A 17527-nucleotide genomic window follows, 5' to 3' on the forward strand; every position below is an offset into this window, starting at 1 on the left:
TTTCAATAAGGAGAGATTTATTATTTAGTAAGTTCAGCTTGGTATTCTTGCCAAAGCTTTTCTACTTTTTCGCCAGTTACATATTCAATGGCAGCGGCAAAAGTCCAATCCGGTAACTCTGTCGCCGTTGCATTAAATTGATGCTCAAACGCTTCATACCGTTTACTCAACCAAGATAAAAAGAAGCCGGTATTTGTGTATCCACCTAGCCAAGTATCTGAAGGTTCTGGGCTTCGTGTCTTGTGAAAGCCTGCATTAATTCGAATTAAATCTGCAACCCCTTCAATAAACGCATGGGTCTCTTCTGGAGTGCCCGTTGCTGATTGTGGGAATAACTGATAGCCATGGGTCAGCTCATGCCAAAGCACACCAAGCAACTCGTAAGTGACCTGTTCATCTGGTTTATTGGCTAGTCGTTCGGTGATGTATTTACTGCTGAATGCGATTTCCATATTTGAATAATCACCCGCTCGGTAAGCGAGCGTATCCATCCATTTTAGTCTGAATGTAACCTGCTCAAATTCAGGTACTTCGGTGAAATTTTTATACAGCATAGGCACTAAGTCACGGGTGACTTCATTAATCGCTTGTTCGATATTTGGCAGCAATTTAATTAGTCTTTTTGCCCCCGCAGATTCAGTGTCTTCAAGCTTGACCACTACTTTAGGTAACTGTAGACCAGCCCATGGACGATGAATATCCATGGCTTTAATGACATTTTTTTGTGTGATACTGTCTGTGCCGGTGCTGTTTTTAGTCTTTAACGTAACCGAATAGCTACCCGGCTTAGTAAAGCGTGCTTTTACGTCATTGCCCACATGCTTAATTTTTGCGCCAGGTATTATCCATTCGACATCATCAGGATCATTATCACTGGTGTTTGTAATGGTGATTTCTTCATTAAGTCTAACAATGCGCTTATCAAATTCAAATGACGCTAAAGGAAGGTCGGTGGCAGCAAACAAGCCTATATCGGCTACTTGCAAATAACTATCACCCCATTGCGTTGTTCCCTGTTGTTTTAACTCAAAGCGTACGTGTTTCGCTTGCTGGCTATTTGCAACGGTGTAAGTTTTGGTTTGTGCTCTTGAATCAAAACTTTGCTCTGTTTGGGTGTCTAAGAGAAACCAATTTTTACCATCAACAGAGCCTTTTACATGCCAATGTTTAGGATCTCGAGCTGGAGCATCCCCTGCTGATGTTAAAGAATATTGATGAATTTGAAACGCGTCCTTAAAGTCAATTTGCACCCAAGTTTGCGATTTATCAGACAAAAATTTACTGTGAATTGAACTATCAAATAATTGTTCAACGGATTCGTTTTCTACAAACGCAGGATGTTGTGCCTGTACAGTAAATGACTCCTTATCTGTAACATCGTAAAGGACAATATCTTTTGCGAGTACTGCCTGCGAACACACTGCAGCTAAAAGCATTATCAAGTTATTTTTTTTAAACATAATCACATTCTTTAAGTTTCTAAATAAGACACACGATATTGGAACGTTCCACAAAAGCAAGTGTTTTGCGTTAAAAACACACACTTTTTATAATTTCCTAATAACACATACCGCTTTTAGAACATCTAAACTTCTGAAAATCTTATCAATATCTATCTCGAACTCACATCAAGATTTTTTCATAATTAGAAACAGCTTTGCCGCATCTGAAGCTTGATGCTAATGTTAATTGAGAGCTTTTATTGCATGGAAACTAAATATGAAAAGTGCCCCACTTGCCGTAAATGAAAATCTGCGCTTAAGAACCTTAGAAAGGTATAAAGTGCTTGATACAGAAGCTGAACAGTGTTTTGACGATATTACTAAATTGGCATCTGTCATTTGTAATACACCGATTTCATTGGTCAGTCTGGTTGATAACAATCGACAGTGGTTTAAGTCAAAGGTTGGCCTTGATGCAGATGAGACCAGCCGGGAAATAGCATTTTGCTCACATGCAATCTTAGAGGAACACATTTTCGAAATTGAAGATGCACGAAATGACGAGCGTTTTTTTGATAATCCTTTAGTGACCGACGGCCCTAAAATTCGCTTCTATGCTGGCGCTCCTTTATGTGCTCCAAATGGCGAAGCAATAGGCACACTTTGCGCAATCAGTGATGAACCACAAAAATTGACGAACGAGCAGCGTTTAGCACTTCAAACACTGGCTAAGCAAGTCATCGCTCAACTAGAGCTTCGGCTAAAAGTAAAACAATTGAAAGATTCAAACCGTGCAAAAGACGAGTTCTTATCAACAATAAGCCATGAGCTTCGTACTCCACTCAATGCCATTACAGGTTTTAGCGAAGTTTTAAAAGAGTCTGCCGATATAAGAGCTCTACCAAAAGAGCAATTTGAATATATACAAAACATCGAGTTTAGTAGTCATCAGTTACTAGAAATAGTCAACTCGGTGCTCAACTTAGAAAAAATTGATGCGGGAAAGATGGAACTAAAACCGCAACCAGTAAGCCTGGATAAGCTATTTCAAAGCATTATGAATATGATGGGAAGTAAAGCACAGCAGGGAGAGGTAGAACTTAATTACGATATTGATGGTGCCCTTACTTCGCGCTTTTTTAATATTGACAAAACAAAATTAACGCAAGTCATTGTAAATATTATTGGCAATGCCATTAAATTCACGCCACAAACAAAGCAGATTAATGTTCGCTTCTATTTAAATAAAGATAAATTACACATAGAAGTTGCTGATCAAGGCGTAGGTATTAGTAAATCAGACCAAGTCCTACTGTTTGATAAATTCAAACAAGTCGGTATGCAAAGAAAAGAAGGTACGGGTTTGGGTCTATGCATTTCTAAAGGGTTAGTCGAACTAATGAAAGGCAAAATTCAGTTATCGAGTACTTTTGGTAAAGGCACCTTAGTTTCAATATCACTGCCTGTTGACGAATGCGAACAGAGCTCTGAAGTTGTACCTGTTGAAGCAAAGAATTTTGAAAAAATTCATATTTGTGTTGTCGAAGACAACCCGCTTAACCAGATGTTAATTAAGGCGATGTTACAGCAACTTGGTATCCAACATACGATTTTCGAAACCGCTGAGGCACTCTTTGAAATGTCTAGTCTAAACACATTTGATATTTTCTTACTTGATATTAATTTACCAGGAATGTCTGGATTACAAGCATTAGAAAAGCTAAAAGACTTGCAATGTAAACAACCCAAAGTTGCTGTCACCGCTGATATTTTTCAAGAAAAAGAGCTAAGTTCACTTTTTGATTCGGTTATTACAAAACCCTATAAAAAGTCAGACTTAATCGGCGTTTTAAATGAGCTTGTATCTTCTCAGCTCACCTTATAAAAACAATGGATGAATCACCACAACTTGTGTGGTTGTAATAAACTGACAATTTGTATTCGCTAGAATTTAATTTATTTTTTCTATTGCAACGATTTCTGAACGATTCATAGTCACTTTGTAACGCTCTAACTGCTTGACCGAGTCTTCTCTGTTTGTGGTGTATTTTAAAACTAGATTTATCTGATAACGACGCTCAACTCCTTGCCCTGATACTTTATTGCCTTCATGGCTATAAAGTTTACCCGCGCCTTTTTTTAAATAACGGGCAAATGAGCTTAAATTAAAAGTAATTCGCTGCTGAATCTCTTCGTAGCCAGGAATAAACTCTTGCTGTTTAACCTCGTTTTTACTGCAAAAGTGCAGAAGAGTTGCTGATTGCTTGTTTTGCTGACGGCGCTTTTGAAATAAGGCGTCGACATCTTCAGGGAGCTCTTTACTTTTAATTAATTCGAACCACACGGTTTGTCGCGCTACAACTTTTTCATCCACCGAATTTTTAAAAATATTTCGCCACTTAGGCCGACCATGTTGAATTTTTCGCCAAGCCCATTGGGTGATTTCGTCTTTAAAGGTTTCACGCAGGCCATAAATGACACCTAATAAAGCAATCAAGGCGATGGTGATTTCTTGAAAATTTGAACGTGCATTTAAAACCAAATACATCACAAAGGCCATGATCACCCCTGTTACTAAACCACGAACTAAACGTTTCAGATTTAAGTTTAAATCTTGCGTCTTCTTATTGAACACCACCCCATGTTCAATCAATCGCTGTAATAACCGCATTTTATTGGTGATCCGGTTTGGATCTTCAAGTGTCACTTGTGAATTGTAATTGTGCTTTTCTCTGTAAGCGGTTTCTTCTTTACAAAACGCCAAAATTTCATTTCTTTCACTGCTAAATTCACTTGATTTAGGGCCTTTTGCTAAGAGTTTTAAAAATGCCTGCTCACTGTGCCAACTTAGATAGTTATCAGCATTCTGAAAATAAGGCTTTAACGTTTGCTCTGGTGGCTTGTAACGACGTAATTTCTTTAATAGCTTTTTAGCTTGTTCAACCAGCTCACTGGCGACAGGGTAAAACTCATCGGCTTGTTTAAGTTTTAAGGTGGCTTTTATATCTGCATCGAGTGCAATGCGAATTTGATACGAGAAAAGATTTAAATTGACTCTGTAATCGCTTTTTTCCCCTTTTTTTTGACTTATGTATCGGCTTCTGACCAGAGGTAAATGGAGTTGCTCCGAATAATAAGCACAGTGCGTTTTAATATGGGCGTTAAAAAAATCAACTTCGTTAAAAGTGTCGCTATTAATGCCCATTTCAGTGGGGATAGAAAAGTATAAATCTAGCTGGCTGGCTTCTTTGGGGAATAGTTGAGTAACAAGTTTAAAAGATAAACTTTCATCAGGGCTTAATTTGGTTTTAGTCATTGATTAAAAATCCCCTTTACTACTACACCCCTTAATTTTAGCACAACCTATTGCTTTATATATTAAAATCTAGCCAGGTTTATTAGCTTTAACCGCATCTAAATACCGACCTTCTATAAATTTCTTCTCTTTATTTAAATGCTTTATCTTAGTTTTAGCTTGCTCTAGCTCGTTTTGCAGTTCTGCAACTTCAGCAGGATCAACTTCTCCACTAGTTTGCAGTGATAACTGCTCTATCAGCTGGTTTTGTTCGTTGATCTGGCGTTTATAATTGTTCAACATAGTGGCCATTTCAGATTCATTTTGACTGGCTGGTGCCATGGGCTCGCTGATCCACTCTTCCTTTTGTGCTCGAAGTGCAACCACCTCATTTTGTAGCTTTTGATTACTACTCTGTAAGTCTTCAAAAGAAGAGGTTTTTATTTCTAGCTCTGTTTTAGCAACATTAAGCTTTTTAGCCGTAACATCTAAATCACCCTTTAATTTGCGGATAAGCTTATGAGAGCGGCTCAACTTTTTATTTAACTCATTAATAGACGCTTGTTCTTCTTTCGTTATATGGTCAGCAGTAGAAGAACGTATTTGAGCAAGTTGCTGCTCTAAACCAACCTGTACCTGTACTAACTCTGATAATGTTTTGCCATGCTGCTCAGAAAATTGACTAGCTCGTTGAACTGATTCTCGGCAAAGAGCAATAACGGCCTCATGGTCCTCGTTTGAACGCCCCTTTCCTGTTATTGACACAGCGAATTTCCTAAACTCGCGTAGGATCAATAACAAAATATAAAACCACGTAGCTAAAATAAGTAAGCCAAAGTTGAGCGCTACATATTGATAGGCCTCTAGAGGAAAAAGAGTATCCACACACATAACCTCTCTGTTATTAATGATATAAGTTTAGTTTTAATGAGAAATTCTGCCTATACTCATTAAAGTTAATTTTTTTAGGGTTAGATGTGAAAGTACTAATTGTCGATGATAGCTTAGCCACAAGAGAAATTATTAAACGCGCTCTAATGAACTATGAGTACCGTAAGCTTTTTATTCGATGTGTTGAGAGTGTTGAAAAGGCAAGAGCTGAGTTAGTCGATTGGCACCCTCACATTGTTCTCACTGATTGGTATATGCCAGAACAAACTGGCCTCGTTTTATTAGAAGAAATCCGCTTATTAAGACCTGAGCTTCCTGTCGGAATTATTTCTACAATTGATGAAAAAGAAAAGATAATACAAGCAAGAACAGCTGGTTGTAATTTCTTTTTATCTAAGCCGTTTACTGACGAACAATTACATACTCAACTACAGCCTATTATTGAAAAGCTCGAACAAATTGAGCTTGATGTAGAGCAGTCGGTACCTTTAAAAGAAGGCTTGCCACTGCCCAAGACCGAACAATTAGAAAAATTAATGCAAAAGAACATTAGCGAATGCCTTACTTTGAACCCCATTCGAGCGCAATACTTCGATGAGTCCAAAGTTCCCAGCGTTATGGTTATTTATGCAGAACGTGGAAATCAGAAAATTAGAGTAATTGGGGTTTTAGATATTTACGCTGTATGTGTATTAGCTAGTAGCTGTATGAATATAGAAAAAGAAGAAGCGCTTAAAGCAATACATGAAAACAACGTCCACCCTGATATCTTATCCGCCTGTAAAGAGGCATTAGAGAAAACTGCTTACGCATTTTTAGATAATCAGAGCCGCATGAGTTTATACGTAAGAAGTTGTAAAATCATCTCTCAACCACATCCACGCCTTGAGCAAATATTTAGCTACCCCTTAAATAGCCGCATAGACTTAAGTTGTGAACGCGAGGGCATGGCGCAAGGTAAAATGTTGATTGTGGGCGTTTGATATCATTGCTCCCACAATCAGCCATTACTTGGATTAAATATTATTAATATTTTCTAAGTAAGTGTCTGCTTGATTAAGTACAGCAGCCCTTTGCTCATCGGTTTTCTTAAGCCAGTTTTTAAATACCATGGCTGTACGCGGATTGTTGCCCAATTTTTCTTGGTTTCGATGCATAAAGTGCCAATACAGTGAATTTAATGGACATGCGTTATTACCCACTGTTTCTGTTACTTTGTAAGCACAACTAGAGCAGTAGTCACTCATTTTTTTCACATAGTTTCCACTGGCCGCATAGGCTTTAGAGCCGACAATACCCCCATCAGCAAACTGGCTCATACCACGAGTGTTTGGCATTTCTACCCATTCGATAGCATCGATATACACGCCCAAATACCAGGCATCGACTTCATCGGGGTTAATACCAGCAATCAAACAGAAATTACCTGTGATCATTAACCGCTGAATATGATGCGCATAGGCGTAGTCAAGTGATTGGCTAATTGCATGGTGCTGGCAATTCATTTTGGTATTTGCATCCCAAAACCAACTAGGCAGCGCACGCGTTGTTTCTAAGTGATTCAATGTTGCGTAGTTAGGCATATTTGCCCAGTAAACGCCTCTGACGAACTCTCTCCAACCAAGTATTTGCCTGACAAAGCCTTCAATTTGTGCCAAATTAATTTTACCATTTGATTGTTGATAGTAATGGATCGCAGTATCAACAACTTGCTTAGGCGACAATATCTTACTGTTTAGTGCAAATGAAATGCGGCTATGGTACAAGCTCCAACCCAAGTCTTCTCCTAATCCTCTAAGCTGGCCCGTCATGGCATCTTGAAAGCGGCCAAAGTTAGGCAAACATACTTCACAAAAAAAGTTCAGAAGCTCAACAGACTGCTTGCGGTTTATGGGCCAGAGTAAGGTGTTATCACCTTTACCCATAGTCTTTATATTGTGCCGTGCAATACGCTCATTTATCTCAGTAACATCATTGGCAAATAACAGAGGTTGCGGCACATTGCTTAAATCTTGTTTTTTAAGCTTTTCACGATTGTCTTTGTCGTAATTCCATTGTCCACCTTCAGGCTCGCCATTTTGCATTAAAATATCGAAACGTGCGCGCATCGTTCGGTAAAAGTGCTCTAACCTGTGTTTTTTGTTAGCTTTAAAGTATTGCCCTAGTTCTTGGTCACTGACATAAAAGTGCTCAGCTTCAAAGCCCATGTTTTGGATTTCTAGGCTTTGGCAAAACTCGCTGATTTGAGTACGAAGTCTCGCTTCATCAGCTAGCTGGTATTCAAATTGCTGAATACTGAACTTTTGAATTAAATGCGATAACAGCTCAGGCAAGCTTTTAAATTTTGCAGTGTCGTCCAAGGTTAGGTGCAAAACATGAAACCCTGCTTGCTTTAAGCCTGCTGCAAACCCTTGCATAGCAGCGAAAAACGCCTGTACTTTTTGAACGTGATGCACTGTGTAAGTGGCTTCTTGATGTAATTCGGCGATGACATACAATACTGAATCGTTTTTATCTTGATACCAACTGTGACTGGCATTGAGTTGATCACCTAAAACTAATCTGAGTGTTTGATACTGATTATTCATACCAACTCCTTATCTTGTTTGCCTTTATTGCCCGCACAGCGTTTAGAGCAATACTTCACATTTTCCCAATCTCGCTGCCACTTTTTACGCCATGTAAAAGGTCGCTCACACACTGGGCATAGTTTGGTAGGTAATTGGCTTTTCTTCATATTACTCTTCATTTTTTTCTAATCGGGTCTGACATGGCGGGCTAATAGATGACCGACTTGAGCACGAACTTCGGGGCGCTTGCGCCACTTCCACAATAAATCTTGGGCTGCTTTGTAGCTTTTTGATACATCAACAATGGGGTCAGGGTAATTTTTGCCAAGCTCAACGCCATACATAAGTTGCTCCATTGGCGAAAGCTGCCAAGGCTCATGTACGAGTGGCGCGGGAATATTGGCAAGCTCAGGCAACCAACGTTTTACAAACTCACCGTCGGGGTCTTTTTCAAGACCTTGCTTTACTGGGCTATAAATACGTATGGTATTAAAACCCGTTACCCCAGCCTGCATCTGCATTTGGCTGTAATGAATACCCGGTTCAAAATCTAAGAAAAGACTGGCCAAATAAGGGGCACCATCGCGCCAATCCACTTCGAGATGATGGCATAAGAAACTTACTAACATCGCCCGCATTCTAAAGTTGATATACCCGGTTGCAATTAAACAGCGCATGCACGCATCAACCATGGGCACACCCGTTTTACCTTGTTGCCACGCAATAAGGCGCTTGGCTGCGAGTGCTTTATCTGCGCGCGGTAAATGTGTATAGCCCAAGTTAACTGGTTCAAATTCCATCGAACTTTGACTTTCGAATTTTTGGATAAAATGACAGTGCCAATGCAATCTAGAAGTAAAAGCAACTAGGCTTCTGCGCCAACCTTTTTTTTGCCAGTGTTGTAACACCGCCTGATACGCTTGCCTTAAACTGATATTTCCCCACGCTAAATAGGGAGAGAGCCTAGAACAATGAGTTTGGCTCAATATCGGGCTCGAAACACTGTAAGCATAAGCTTGGCCACGTGTATCAAAAAAGGAATCCAAAACCTCTTTGGCAGCTTTTTCACCACCTTGTTGGTATTCTCCTGCTTCTAAAAACCATTCTGGGTGCTCGTCAATTGCCGACTTTTTTACACTGTCTGCAAATTCATTTTCAACACACCAATTAACTGCATCTAGGTCAACATCAGCAGTTGGGGCACGCATGACTTTTTGCCAATACTCGTCCCAGGTTTTACGATGTGTTAGCCCTCTAATTACGGCGCCATATGGGGTTTCATGCCAAGTAATGCAAGCATTTTCGCAGCAAGATGCAATAAATTTATCTCGCTCAAAAGTGTTGTTTAAGCCTATTTCTTGATAAGAGTAGAGTCCGGCAATGTTGTATTTATCATGCAACTCCGCAAAAGTGTGCTGCACGTCTTTAAAACTGATATAGAGCGCCCCTTCGGGTAGTCGCGCAGCTATGTCTTTTAAAGATGACAAGATAAACTGCCAGTGCCGAGGTTTATAATGCGGATCATCAAGCAGCATAGGCTCAAAGCAATACACCAACAAAACAGCATGACCTGACTGCGCGGCTTTAAGTAAAGGCTCGTGATCTGTGAGCCGTAAATCTCGTTTTAACCAAACGACTGAAATCGCCATAAACTATTGTGCACGTGTATCAACTGGCCAGTCTGCGGCATCAACCGAGTCCAGCGGTTGAAAATCTTGCTTACCAAGCCAATGATTAATAAATACATCGTTGGGGTCGTATTGCGCTTGCTGTTTTTCGATATTGAAGTGACGACCACCTCGGGGATCTGCACCCACACCAGCAATGTACTGCCAATTGCCCCAGTTAGATGCCACATCATAATCGAGTAATTGTTGCTGAAAATAAGCCGCACCATAACGCCAATCAAGACAGAGCTCGTTTACTAAACAGCTAGCCACGATTTGTCTACCTCGGTTAGACATAAACCCAGTCTGATTAAGTTGCTTCATGCATGCATTGACCAGTGGGTATGGGGTCTCGCCTTCACACCATTTTTTAAATCGTTCAGGGAAAAAGCTCGTTAATGGCTTACTATTCGCTTGCCCTTTAAATGAAAACAGACTTTCACCTTGATACAGCGCTAACCATTGAAAATACTCGCGCCATAACAACTCAAATTTAATCCAATAAGTTGATTCATTCTTGGTCACACTAGATTCATATTGCTCAACCCCATGCCACACTTGACGAGGTGACAAACTGCCTTGCGCAAGATAAGGGCTAAATTTAGTAGACAGCTGCCAGCCATCGAGTTCGTTGCGAGTTTCTTTATAAGTACTTGGTGCAGTTGAATCGAAGTAACTTTTTAAGTGTGCTGAAGCTGCATGCTCACCACCTTGAAATAGTGAATCGGTAAAGTCTTCATCACTTAGCCCTTCACTTTGTAAAATATCACCAATCACCTGCTCTGTACTCATAAAATCTAATGCAGTTTTAGTCGCTGGTGGAAACAGCTCATTCAGTTTTAAGGGCTCGGCAATCTCAGAAATTTTTTGTTTTTCGACAAAACGGCGATACTTTGAAAAGCTATCAAGGTAGGCCGGATGGCTTAAAACCTCAGTGTCATGCCAAAGAGTGTGTTGCCAAGCACTATGCAGCCTAACGGAGGTGTTCTGCTCAACCTCTTTGAGCCATTGCCTTTCATACACACCAACTTGATGCGCTACGGCTAAGGTATTAACTTGTAGCTTCTCACATAAATTGCTTATAGCAGTAACAGGGTTGCCTTTGAGAAGTATTAAGTTTTGCCCTCTGGCGGCTAGTTGAAGTGCCAAATTTGAGATTGCTTGCAAAGTAAAAACGAGACGCCGTTTGCCCATTGCTCGTTGCTGAAAGTTGTTCGCTTTGAAATCTGACTCATTAAGTACATAAACAAACGACATTTCATCTGAAAAATCACACACATTATTCAGCAATAGATTATCTTGTAACCTTAAATCGTGAGTGAACCAATATAGCGTGTTTATCTTTAGCAAATTATTTATCCAATAGAAATATGCACCTATTTTAATTACGTTTAGTTCAACTCATAAGTTCACTATCAAAACGAAATTAGGACAAACAATGAAAACTACAATTAGCTGCGATGTGCATGATTACTTTGAGATTGTCTGTATGAGGAAAAGTCAGATCACCATCACACTGCACTCAGAAAAGATAATATCTGGCGAAGCGTCAGATATTATCTTAAATCAGGAAAAGCAAGAGTGCTTACAGATGAGGGTAAACAATGCACTATACACAATCCCGCTTACTGAAATTAAACACTTACATGCACATAATAATCCTACATCTGCACATAATTTTCAGGTTAAGATTACATAAAGGTTTTAGGTACTAAACTGAATACCCAAATTTTCTTAAGATAACGGGTTACTTGGGTGTAATGATTATTATGAAGGAATGCTATGTCATCTAGAACAATTATTATTAGTTTGTTTGCCTGTTGTATTTCTTTCGCAGCCGGTTACTTTGTTAAAGACAACCAACCCAAGTATGCAAATCAACCAACGGCCAAAGTAAAAGCGCAGGTTACTGAGAAAAGTAATACACAGCAAAAAACAGACCTTACAAAGTCCACGATACATATTCCTAGTTCGTTATCTTCAAAAAACGAGCAGCACACTCTTGATGTATTAGAGGGCTTTCTAAATAATTATCAAGACTCTAACTATTTGACTATTACAAATAAGTCACTGGCACCTCTATACCTGCAACTAAGTCAGTTAGATGCTTATCAATTACAGCAAAAAGCCCAAGACTTACTCAACCTTTTACCCAACGCGGCCGCGTCAAGAGCCCTTGGGGTTACACTTGAAGTGCTTGCTGAGCAAGCACCTATTGCAGCACTTGATATAGCATTAAATTTAAGTGTTCCAGAAGAATTTAAATGGAGTTATGCTTGGTCAGTTTTGTCAGTCTGGACTAACAACTCACCGCTCGACGCCTATGATTGGTACATGGCTCAAGATTTTAGCCAATCAAACCTGAAAGGTTTTGGCACCGAAAACATGGTGTCTACTGCAGTACTTAGTGGCTTATATAGTTATGACAAAGCCTTAGCAATTTCAAAAATTACGGAGTTGTCACAACAGAATAAAGTGAGTGCACCTTCATTATCTTTAATCTCAAGAAGCATTAATGACTCAGAAGAGTTTAGAAATTTGCTCAACGCCTTAGGCGCAGATAAAGAAAGTAAAATGGGGCGAACTGAAATTGCTGGAGAATGGTTTAGTAAAGCTCCTCATGATGCTGCTGCCTGGGTCAATATGCTTAGCGAAGAGCAAAAAACCGAACCGCTTTTAAGACACGCATTAAATCGTTGGGCAGAATCAAGTCCACTTGAAGCTTCAGATTGGTATATCAAGCAATTTAATGAGCAACAGCAATCAAAAGCAATTTCTGAAGCCGCAACCAGTTTTGCCGCACGTGATCCGCAAGCTGCATTGGACTGGGTTGATAGTTTAAATAGAAGTGATACTGACTTTGCAGTCGAAGAGTTATTACATAGGGCCAGCTACGAAAACCCAGATTTTGTGCTTGAACACCTTGATAGAGTCAATGAAGAACAGCGCAAGATATCAGTATTACAATCCGCCATTTATGCTATTCATCAACAAGACCCAAGCAAGGCTAAAAGGATCGTAAACGCTTCGCCTTACAAAGATGAGCTAGAAGAATACCTTAACAGGATAAATGAGTATTAATGATGGTGTTCAGGTTAACGACTTTGAACTCATCTTGAGAAGCTTAGTTAACCGTATAAACAGTCGCATTGTTAAACCACGCATCAACTCGCGCTATTAGCATAGGGTTATCACTGTGATTGGCGATAACCTTTGCCTTATTCGCAAACTGTTCTGCTTTGCTTTGCAATAACTGACTTCTTGCAATATCAGCCCTAGCTAATAATACCCAAATCTGGTTTGCAGGTGCTTGCGAATGGGTCGCGATTTCAAATGCTTGTTGTAAATATTGCTCAACAAGCGCATGATTTTGCTGCGCATTTGATACCTTTGCTAATTCAATTAATGCCGCAGTTTGACCATAATCGCCTTGAAACTGCTTATGATATTGCAGTGCCGCAGTGAGATGGTGTGCAGAGTCGCTAAACTCACCTTGTAAACGCTTGATTTTGCCAAGCTCTTCATGAGAATACGCAATAAATAACTCATCGTTTTGCTGCTCAGCCAATTGTTTCGCTTGTTCAACATACTGCTCAGCACTGAGCAATTCGTTTTCTCTGTCGGTTTGCTGTGGCCAATTTATTTGCAAATATCCAATCATTAAATAAGCGCGCAATAACTCTCTACCTTGCTCTCCTTGAGTTTGAGCCAGATTAATACTGTCTTTTAGCAGCGCTATCGCCTCTGTAATTTGCCCTGAGTTTGCATAGCTCGCAGCCAAATAACGTTTGGCCGCCAATAAATCAGGCTCTGTACTTAATGCTGTTTGCAATAAAGGTTTTGCAGCAACGAAATCTTGCTCTAAATATTTAGCAACACCTCTAGCAAACGCTTCATTACTAAATTGGCTGATGCTTTTATCATTACCTGAGGGCTGATATTCATCGAAGCGAATTGCTATTTTGCTCACTAATTGATTGAACGCGTCATCAACAGAGGATGCGAACTCAATACCTTGCTCCACACCAAATGGAGTTTGTAATTGATAATGCAGTTGGAAATCTTCAGGGAAGCCTGTTAAACGAGTGGCAACGATTAGATCAGCTTCTAACTTCTCTTGAATGGGATAAAGCGCCCCTCTTTGATAAGCTCTGCGCTGCTCGGCGTTCAGCCTTTCTATCGCGAAAAGTACATGATCGCTGTCAATGACTGTTAATTGAGTTGACTGACTTAAACCAAGCGTGAGTTGCTCTTGACCACGCAGTGGCACCCAATTGTGAACGCTGTCTTGCACATCATTCTTCACAGGTAAAAACGCCACTTTTAGAGGCGGCTCTGAACGAATAAATAAAAACACAAACACAATCATAAGCAACAGAAAAACGGCGATTGACGCGCCAATCCACACTTTGCTTTTATCTATGACTGGCCGAGTTTTAATTCTCGCTTGTGGATTAATAGACTGAATTGGCTCTGACTGTATTGATTCAGGTAATAAAGGCGCAACCCACTGATAGCCTTTACGAGAATAGGTTTTTATTACATTAGCACCGAGTAAGTCTCGGATCTCTTTAATCGACTGTGTCAGAACTTGGTCTTGAACAACAACATCATCCCAAACGGCGTTTATGACTGCCTGCTTGCTAACAATATCGCTTTTATGCTCAATAAGATAATTAAGAACTTGCAAGGTTTTTGCACGAATAGAATGTTCAGAATCAACGCTGCTTACTATCCCTGTTACTGTATCTAACACTTTGTCGTCTATCTGAAATCGCATGACATTCTATGGCATTATATTTAGTTATTCTTTTTAGTAGTCTGCTATATCAACTAAAAAGTAGCAAGTTTATGAGGTTGGGAAAATGTTCATAAACTTGCTAGTAAAGTTAAAGTATTAACCTGAGCTTTGGTTAAGGGGTTTACTAAAGTGTTGATCTTAAATTGATAAGTATTTTTCAAGTCTGCAGCCGGAAACTTTCAGGGATAACAAGACGAATTTACGCGTCAATAGCTAGCCTATTGCAAGTAAATTCAACGTAGTTAGCGTTGAAAGTAGCCGCTGGAGATAAATTTATTATCCATAGCTCAGGTTAAATTAATAATATCTTAGGTCGTCGACTTTGCCCCAAAACACGCGATACGAATAAGCGGTGTAGGCCAAGATTGTTGGCACCACAAGTAATGCTCCCCAAAGTAAAAAGGCCAGTGATTCTGCCGCTGCTACTGCCTGCCAAATAGTAAGATGATTTGGCACTATGTCTGGAAAGAAGCTAATTGCTAACCCCAAGAACGACAGAGTAAAAATAGTCACGCTCAAAATAAACGGATGATGTGCTTTATTATCTGGCTGGGTGGTTAGCTGCGATAGCTTCCGAGCAATTAATACAAAGCAACTAAAACAGATAATCGGCAGAGGTAATAACAGCAACATGCTCGGCCAGCTAAACCACTTCAAGAAAATCTCAGGCGACAACCATAAATTTGCGCCTGACACGAGAGCAATACCCACTAATGCAACATACACACAACGCTTACAGACTTTAATTGCATATTGCTGCAACTCGTCTTCTGTTTTCATCACTAACCAAGCTGCACCAATTAAGGTATATGCGGCCGCTACGCCGACTGCACTCAAAAGTGCAAAACCATAAGACCAAGCAGACTCATCAAAGCCCATTACATAGCGGCCTAACATATAACCCTGAGATGTCGCCGCTAAAAGTGAACCAAATTTAAAGGCCAAATCCCATGCATTCTTGTGATCGACGATAGCTTTGGCTCTAAAATCAAACGCAACACCACGCAGAATCAAACCAATCAGCATAAAAGTACAAGGAATATATAGAGCTTTAAGCACCAAGCTATGGGCGGTCGGAAATGCAATTAGTAATAAGCCAATCGCCAAAACCAACCAAGTTTCATTGGCATCCCAAAACGGGCCGATTGAAGCGATCATTTTATCGGCATCATGGTCGTTATTGGTAGGTAGTAAAATCCCCACTCCCAAATCATAACCATCCAAAATGGCATACAACAAAACAGCTAACGCCATCAGTGCAGCGTAAATAATTGCTAAATTATCTTGTTCAAACATACGCAGACTCCTTAATCTCAATACTTGAACGCTTTTTGCCAACATGCTCTTGTAATGATATTTCTTCAATAAGCACCGCTTTTCTCGCCATCAAAAATACAGTGTGTAAATAAGCAACTAGTAAAAACGCGTACACGGTTAGATACATGACTAAGCTAAACCCGACATTTTCAGGCGCAATGGTGGTGGCTGCTTGATCGACTGTTAAAACACCGCTAACGATAAACGGCTGACGACCAATCTCAGTGACATACCAGCCAGCAAGCGTTGCCACCCAACCAGAAAAACTCATTACCACCAAAGTTCGCAGTAACCAATTTGGTAAACAATTACTTTTATAAAGCCTGAACACAGCAAACCAAGCGACTACAATCATAAGTAAACCAAGTCCCACCATAACTCTAAAACTAAAAAAAACAGGTTTTACAGGTGGGTGTTCGCCTTTGAATTCATTTAAGCCTCTAATTTCGCCATCGAGTTGATGGGTTAAAATTAAACTCGCCAAGTTCGACACTGCAAGTTCAAAGTGGTTTGTGCGCTGCTCTTCATCTGGAATAGCAAATAATAGTAGAGGCGCACCTTGAGTTGTTTCCCATACACCTTCCATCGCAGCGACTTTTTGTGGTTGATGTTCAAACGTATTGAGGCCGTGTAAATCACCTACATAAGCTTGTAACGGCGCTAATACAGCAGCCACAACCAGCGCGACTTTAAGGGTGAGTTTAGGCGCTTTCTTATCATCGCCTCGCAATAGGCGGTAACTACTGATCCCAGCAATTAAAAAGCTCGCGGTTAAGCCTGATGCAATGAGCTTGTGAGTAAAACGGTAAGGAAAAGAAGGATTAAAAATGATCGCAATCCAATCGGTCGGATAAGCAATGCCGTCTCGCATTTCAAAACCAACAGGCGTTTGCATCCAAGAATTGAGGCTTAATATCCAAAATGCAGACAAAGTAGTGCCAATTGCAACAACAAAACACGCAATTGTATGCACGCGAACTGGCACCTTATTTATACCAAACAACATGATCCCTAAGAAGGTTGCTTCTAGAAAGAACGCGGTTAGCACTTCGTAACCGAGTAATGGCCCTGCAATGTTGCCCACTTTTTCCATAAAACCCGGCCAGTTCGTGCCGAATTGAAACGACATAGTAATACCACTTACAACACCTAGTGCAAAAGTCAGCGCAAAAATTTTTACCCAGAAACGATAGGCTCGCATCCAAACCGCATCGCCGGTTTGTTCAAACCTGACTTTAAAGAATACGAGAAACCATCCTAACGCGATGGTTATAGTAGGAAATAAAATATGAAAACTGATATTTGCCGCAAACTGAATTCGCGACAGCATTAATGTATCTAACATGTTCCCCTCCGAACACGACCCAAGCACGCCTTAGCTGAAATCCTCCTCAACCAAGATTTTAAAGTTTCAATAATTACTGAAACTTTAAAACATACTAAACACTAAATTGACTCAGATCAATTAATATTCGGTATTAATATTGTGCTCATTGAGGCCGCTCAGAAAATGCTTGTTTCATGACTGAAGTAAAAATGACATG

Annotated in this window: 14 protein-coding genes; 4 read left to right on the plus strand and 10 right to left on the minus strand. The window is 40.1% G+C overall.

What is annotated here, in order from left to right; genetic code table 11:
• Positions 1–20: 20 nt before the first annotated feature.
• A complete protein-coding gene (locus tag ABMY35_RS13770; RefSeq protein ID WP_349286723.1) occupies positions 21–1460 on the minus strand; it encodes a basic secretory protein-like protein in 1440 nt (479 codons plus the stop codon).
• A 259-nt stretch (positions 1461–1719) separates the two neighbouring features.
• On the opposite strand from ABMY35_RS13770, the gene ABMY35_RS13775 reads away from it, so the two are divergent.
• Positions 1720–3327: an ATP-binding protein gene (locus ABMY35_RS13775; protein ID WP_349286724.1), complete on the plus strand. Its 1608-nt coding sequence runs from the start codon at positions 1720–1722 to the stop codon at positions 3325–3327.
• A gap of 66 nt (positions 3328–3393) precedes the next feature.
• Here ABMY35_RS13775 and ABMY35_RS13780 read toward each other — a convergent pair whose 3' ends face one another.
• Complete coding sequence (locus ABMY35_RS13780; protein WP_349286725.1) at positions 3394–4758, minus strand: hypothetical protein; 1365 nt, start codon at positions 4756–4758, stop codon at positions 3394–3396.
• A 69-nt stretch (positions 4759–4827) separates the two neighbouring features.
• Positions 4828–5502 (minus strand): chromosome partitioning protein ParA, encoded by a 675-nt coding sequence (locus tag ABMY35_RS13785; protein ID WP_349286726.1) that lies wholly within the window; start codon positions 5500–5502, stop codon positions 4828–4830.
• Between the two features lie 212 nt (positions 5503–5714).
• Here ABMY35_RS13785 and ABMY35_RS13790 point away from each other — a divergent pair, with 212 nt between their 5' ends.
• The gene (locus tag ABMY35_RS13790) at positions 5715–6611 is read left to right on the plus strand and encodes a response regulator (RefSeq protein ID WP_349286727.1); all 897 of its coding nucleotides are present in this window, start codon (positions 5715–5717) and stop codon (positions 6609–6611) included.
• 33 nt (positions 6612–6644) lie between these two features.
• Here the strand turns inward: ABMY35_RS13790 and ABMY35_RS13795 are convergent, their stop codons facing one another.
• Genes ABMY35_RS13795 through ABMY35_RS13810 form a run of 4 tightly spaced genes read right to left on the minus strand, consistent with a single transcriptional unit; the run spans position 6645 to position 11215 of the window.
• Positions 6645–8216 (minus strand): cryptochrome/photolyase family protein, encoded by a 1572-nt coding sequence (locus tag ABMY35_RS13795; protein ID WP_349286728.1) that lies wholly within the window; start codon positions 8214–8216, stop codon positions 6645–6647.
• Positions 8213–8365: a DUF2256 domain-containing protein gene (locus ABMY35_RS13800; RefSeq protein WP_130256784.1), complete on the minus strand. Its 153-nt coding sequence runs from the start codon at positions 8363–8365 to the stop codon at positions 8213–8215. The genes ABMY35_RS13795 and ABMY35_RS13800 overlap by 4 nt, the downstream gene beginning before the upstream one ends.
• 18 nt (positions 8366–8383) lie before the next feature.
• Positions 8384–9847: a deoxyribodipyrimidine photo-lyase gene (locus tag ABMY35_RS13805; protein ID WP_349286729.1), complete on the minus strand. Its 1464-nt coding sequence runs from the start codon at positions 9845–9847 to the stop codon at positions 8384–8386.
• A 3-nt stretch (positions 9848–9850) separates the two neighbouring features.
• The gene (locus ABMY35_RS13810) at positions 9851–11215 is read right to left on the minus strand and encodes a DASH family cryptochrome (RefSeq protein WP_349286730.1); all 1365 of its coding nucleotides are present in this window, start codon (positions 11213–11215) and stop codon (positions 9851–9853) included.
• Positions 11216–11303: 88 nt separating this feature from the next.
• Here ABMY35_RS13810 and ABMY35_RS13815 point away from each other — a divergent pair, with 88 nt between their 5' ends.
• Positions 11304–11564 (plus strand): Rho-binding antiterminator, encoded by a 261-nt coding sequence (locus tag ABMY35_RS13815; protein ID WP_349286731.1) that lies wholly within the window; start codon positions 11304–11306, stop codon positions 11562–11564.
• Positions 11565–11647: 83 nt separating this feature from the next.
• On the plus strand, positions 11648–12946 hold the full coding sequence (locus ABMY35_RS13820) for a hypothetical protein (RefSeq protein ID WP_349286732.1): 1299 nt from the start codon (positions 11648–11650) through the stop codon (positions 12944–12946).
• Between the two features lie 43 nt (positions 12947–12989).
• On the opposite strand, the gene ABMY35_RS13825 is transcribed toward ABMY35_RS13820, so the two are convergent.
• The 3 genes from ABMY35_RS13825 to ABMY35_RS13835 all read right to left on the minus strand — a co-directional run bounded on the left by ABMY35_RS13825 (position 12990) and on the right by ABMY35_RS13835 (position 17328).
• A complete protein-coding gene (locus tag ABMY35_RS13825; RefSeq protein WP_349286733.1) occupies positions 12990–14645 on the minus strand; it encodes a winged helix-turn-helix domain-containing protein in 1656 nt (551 codons plus the stop codon).
• A 318-nt stretch (positions 14646–14963) separates the two neighbouring features.
• Entirely contained in the window at positions 14964–15962 is a 999-nt protein-coding gene (gene cydB / locus ABMY35_RS13830; RefSeq protein ID WP_349286734.1) for a cytochrome d ubiquinol oxidase subunit II, read from the minus strand.
• A complete protein-coding gene (locus ABMY35_RS13835) occupies positions 15955–17328 on the minus strand; it encodes a cytochrome ubiquinol oxidase subunit I (protein ID WP_349286735.1) in 1374 nt (457 codons plus the stop codon). The genes cydB and ABMY35_RS13835 overlap by 8 nt, the downstream gene beginning before the upstream one ends.
• Positions 17329–17527 lie beyond the last annotated feature (199 nt).

Origin of the sequence: Pseudoalteromonas sp. BZB3, from assembly GCF_040104455.1 — a bacterium.
Taxonomy (GTDB): domain Bacteria; phylum Pseudomonadota; class Gammaproteobacteria; order Enterobacterales; family Alteromonadaceae; genus Pseudoalteromonas.

Coding starts and splice junctions, on each gene's coding strand:
- ABMY35_RS13780 (WP_349286725.1), bottom strand. CDS start 4,758: ATGACTAAAACCAAATTAAGCCCTGATGAAAGTTTATCTTTTAAACTT.
- ABMY35_RS13835 (WP_349286735.1), bottom strand. CDS start 17,328: ATGTTAGATACATTAATGCTGTCGCGAATTCAGTTTGCGGCAAATATC.
- ABMY35_RS13775 (WP_349286724.1), top strand. CDS start 1,720: ATGAAAAGTGCCCCACTTGCCGTAAATGAAAATCTGCGCTTAAGAACC.
- ABMY35_RS13815 (WP_349286731.1), top strand. CDS start 11,304: ATGAAAACTACAATTAGCTGCGATGTGCATGATTACTTTGAGATTGTC.
- ABMY35_RS13805 (WP_349286729.1), bottom strand. CDS start 9,847: ATGGCGATTTCAGTCGTTTGGTTAAAACGAGATTTACGGCTCACAGAT.
- ABMY35_RS13825 (WP_349286733.1), bottom strand. CDS start 14,645: ATGCGATTTCAGATAGACGACAAAGTGTTAGATACAGTAACAGGGATA.
- ABMY35_RS13795 (WP_349286728.1), bottom strand. CDS start 8,216: ATGAATAATCAGTATCAAACACTCAGATTAGTTTTAGGTGATCAACTC.
- ABMY35_RS13770 (WP_349286723.1), bottom strand. CDS start 1,460: ATGTTTAAAAAAAATAACTTGATAATGCTTTTAGCTGCAGTGTGTTCG.
- cydB (WP_349286734.1), bottom strand. CDS start 15,962: ATGTTTGAACAAGATAATTTAGCAATTATTTACGCTGCACTGATGGCG.
- ABMY35_RS13820 (WP_349286732.1), top strand. CDS start 11,648: ATGTCATCTAGAACAATTATTATTAGTTTGTTTGCCTGTTGTATTTCT.
- ABMY35_RS13800 (WP_130256784.1), bottom strand. CDS start 8,365: ATGAAGAAAAGCCAATTACCTACCAAACTATGCCCAGTGTGTGAGCGA.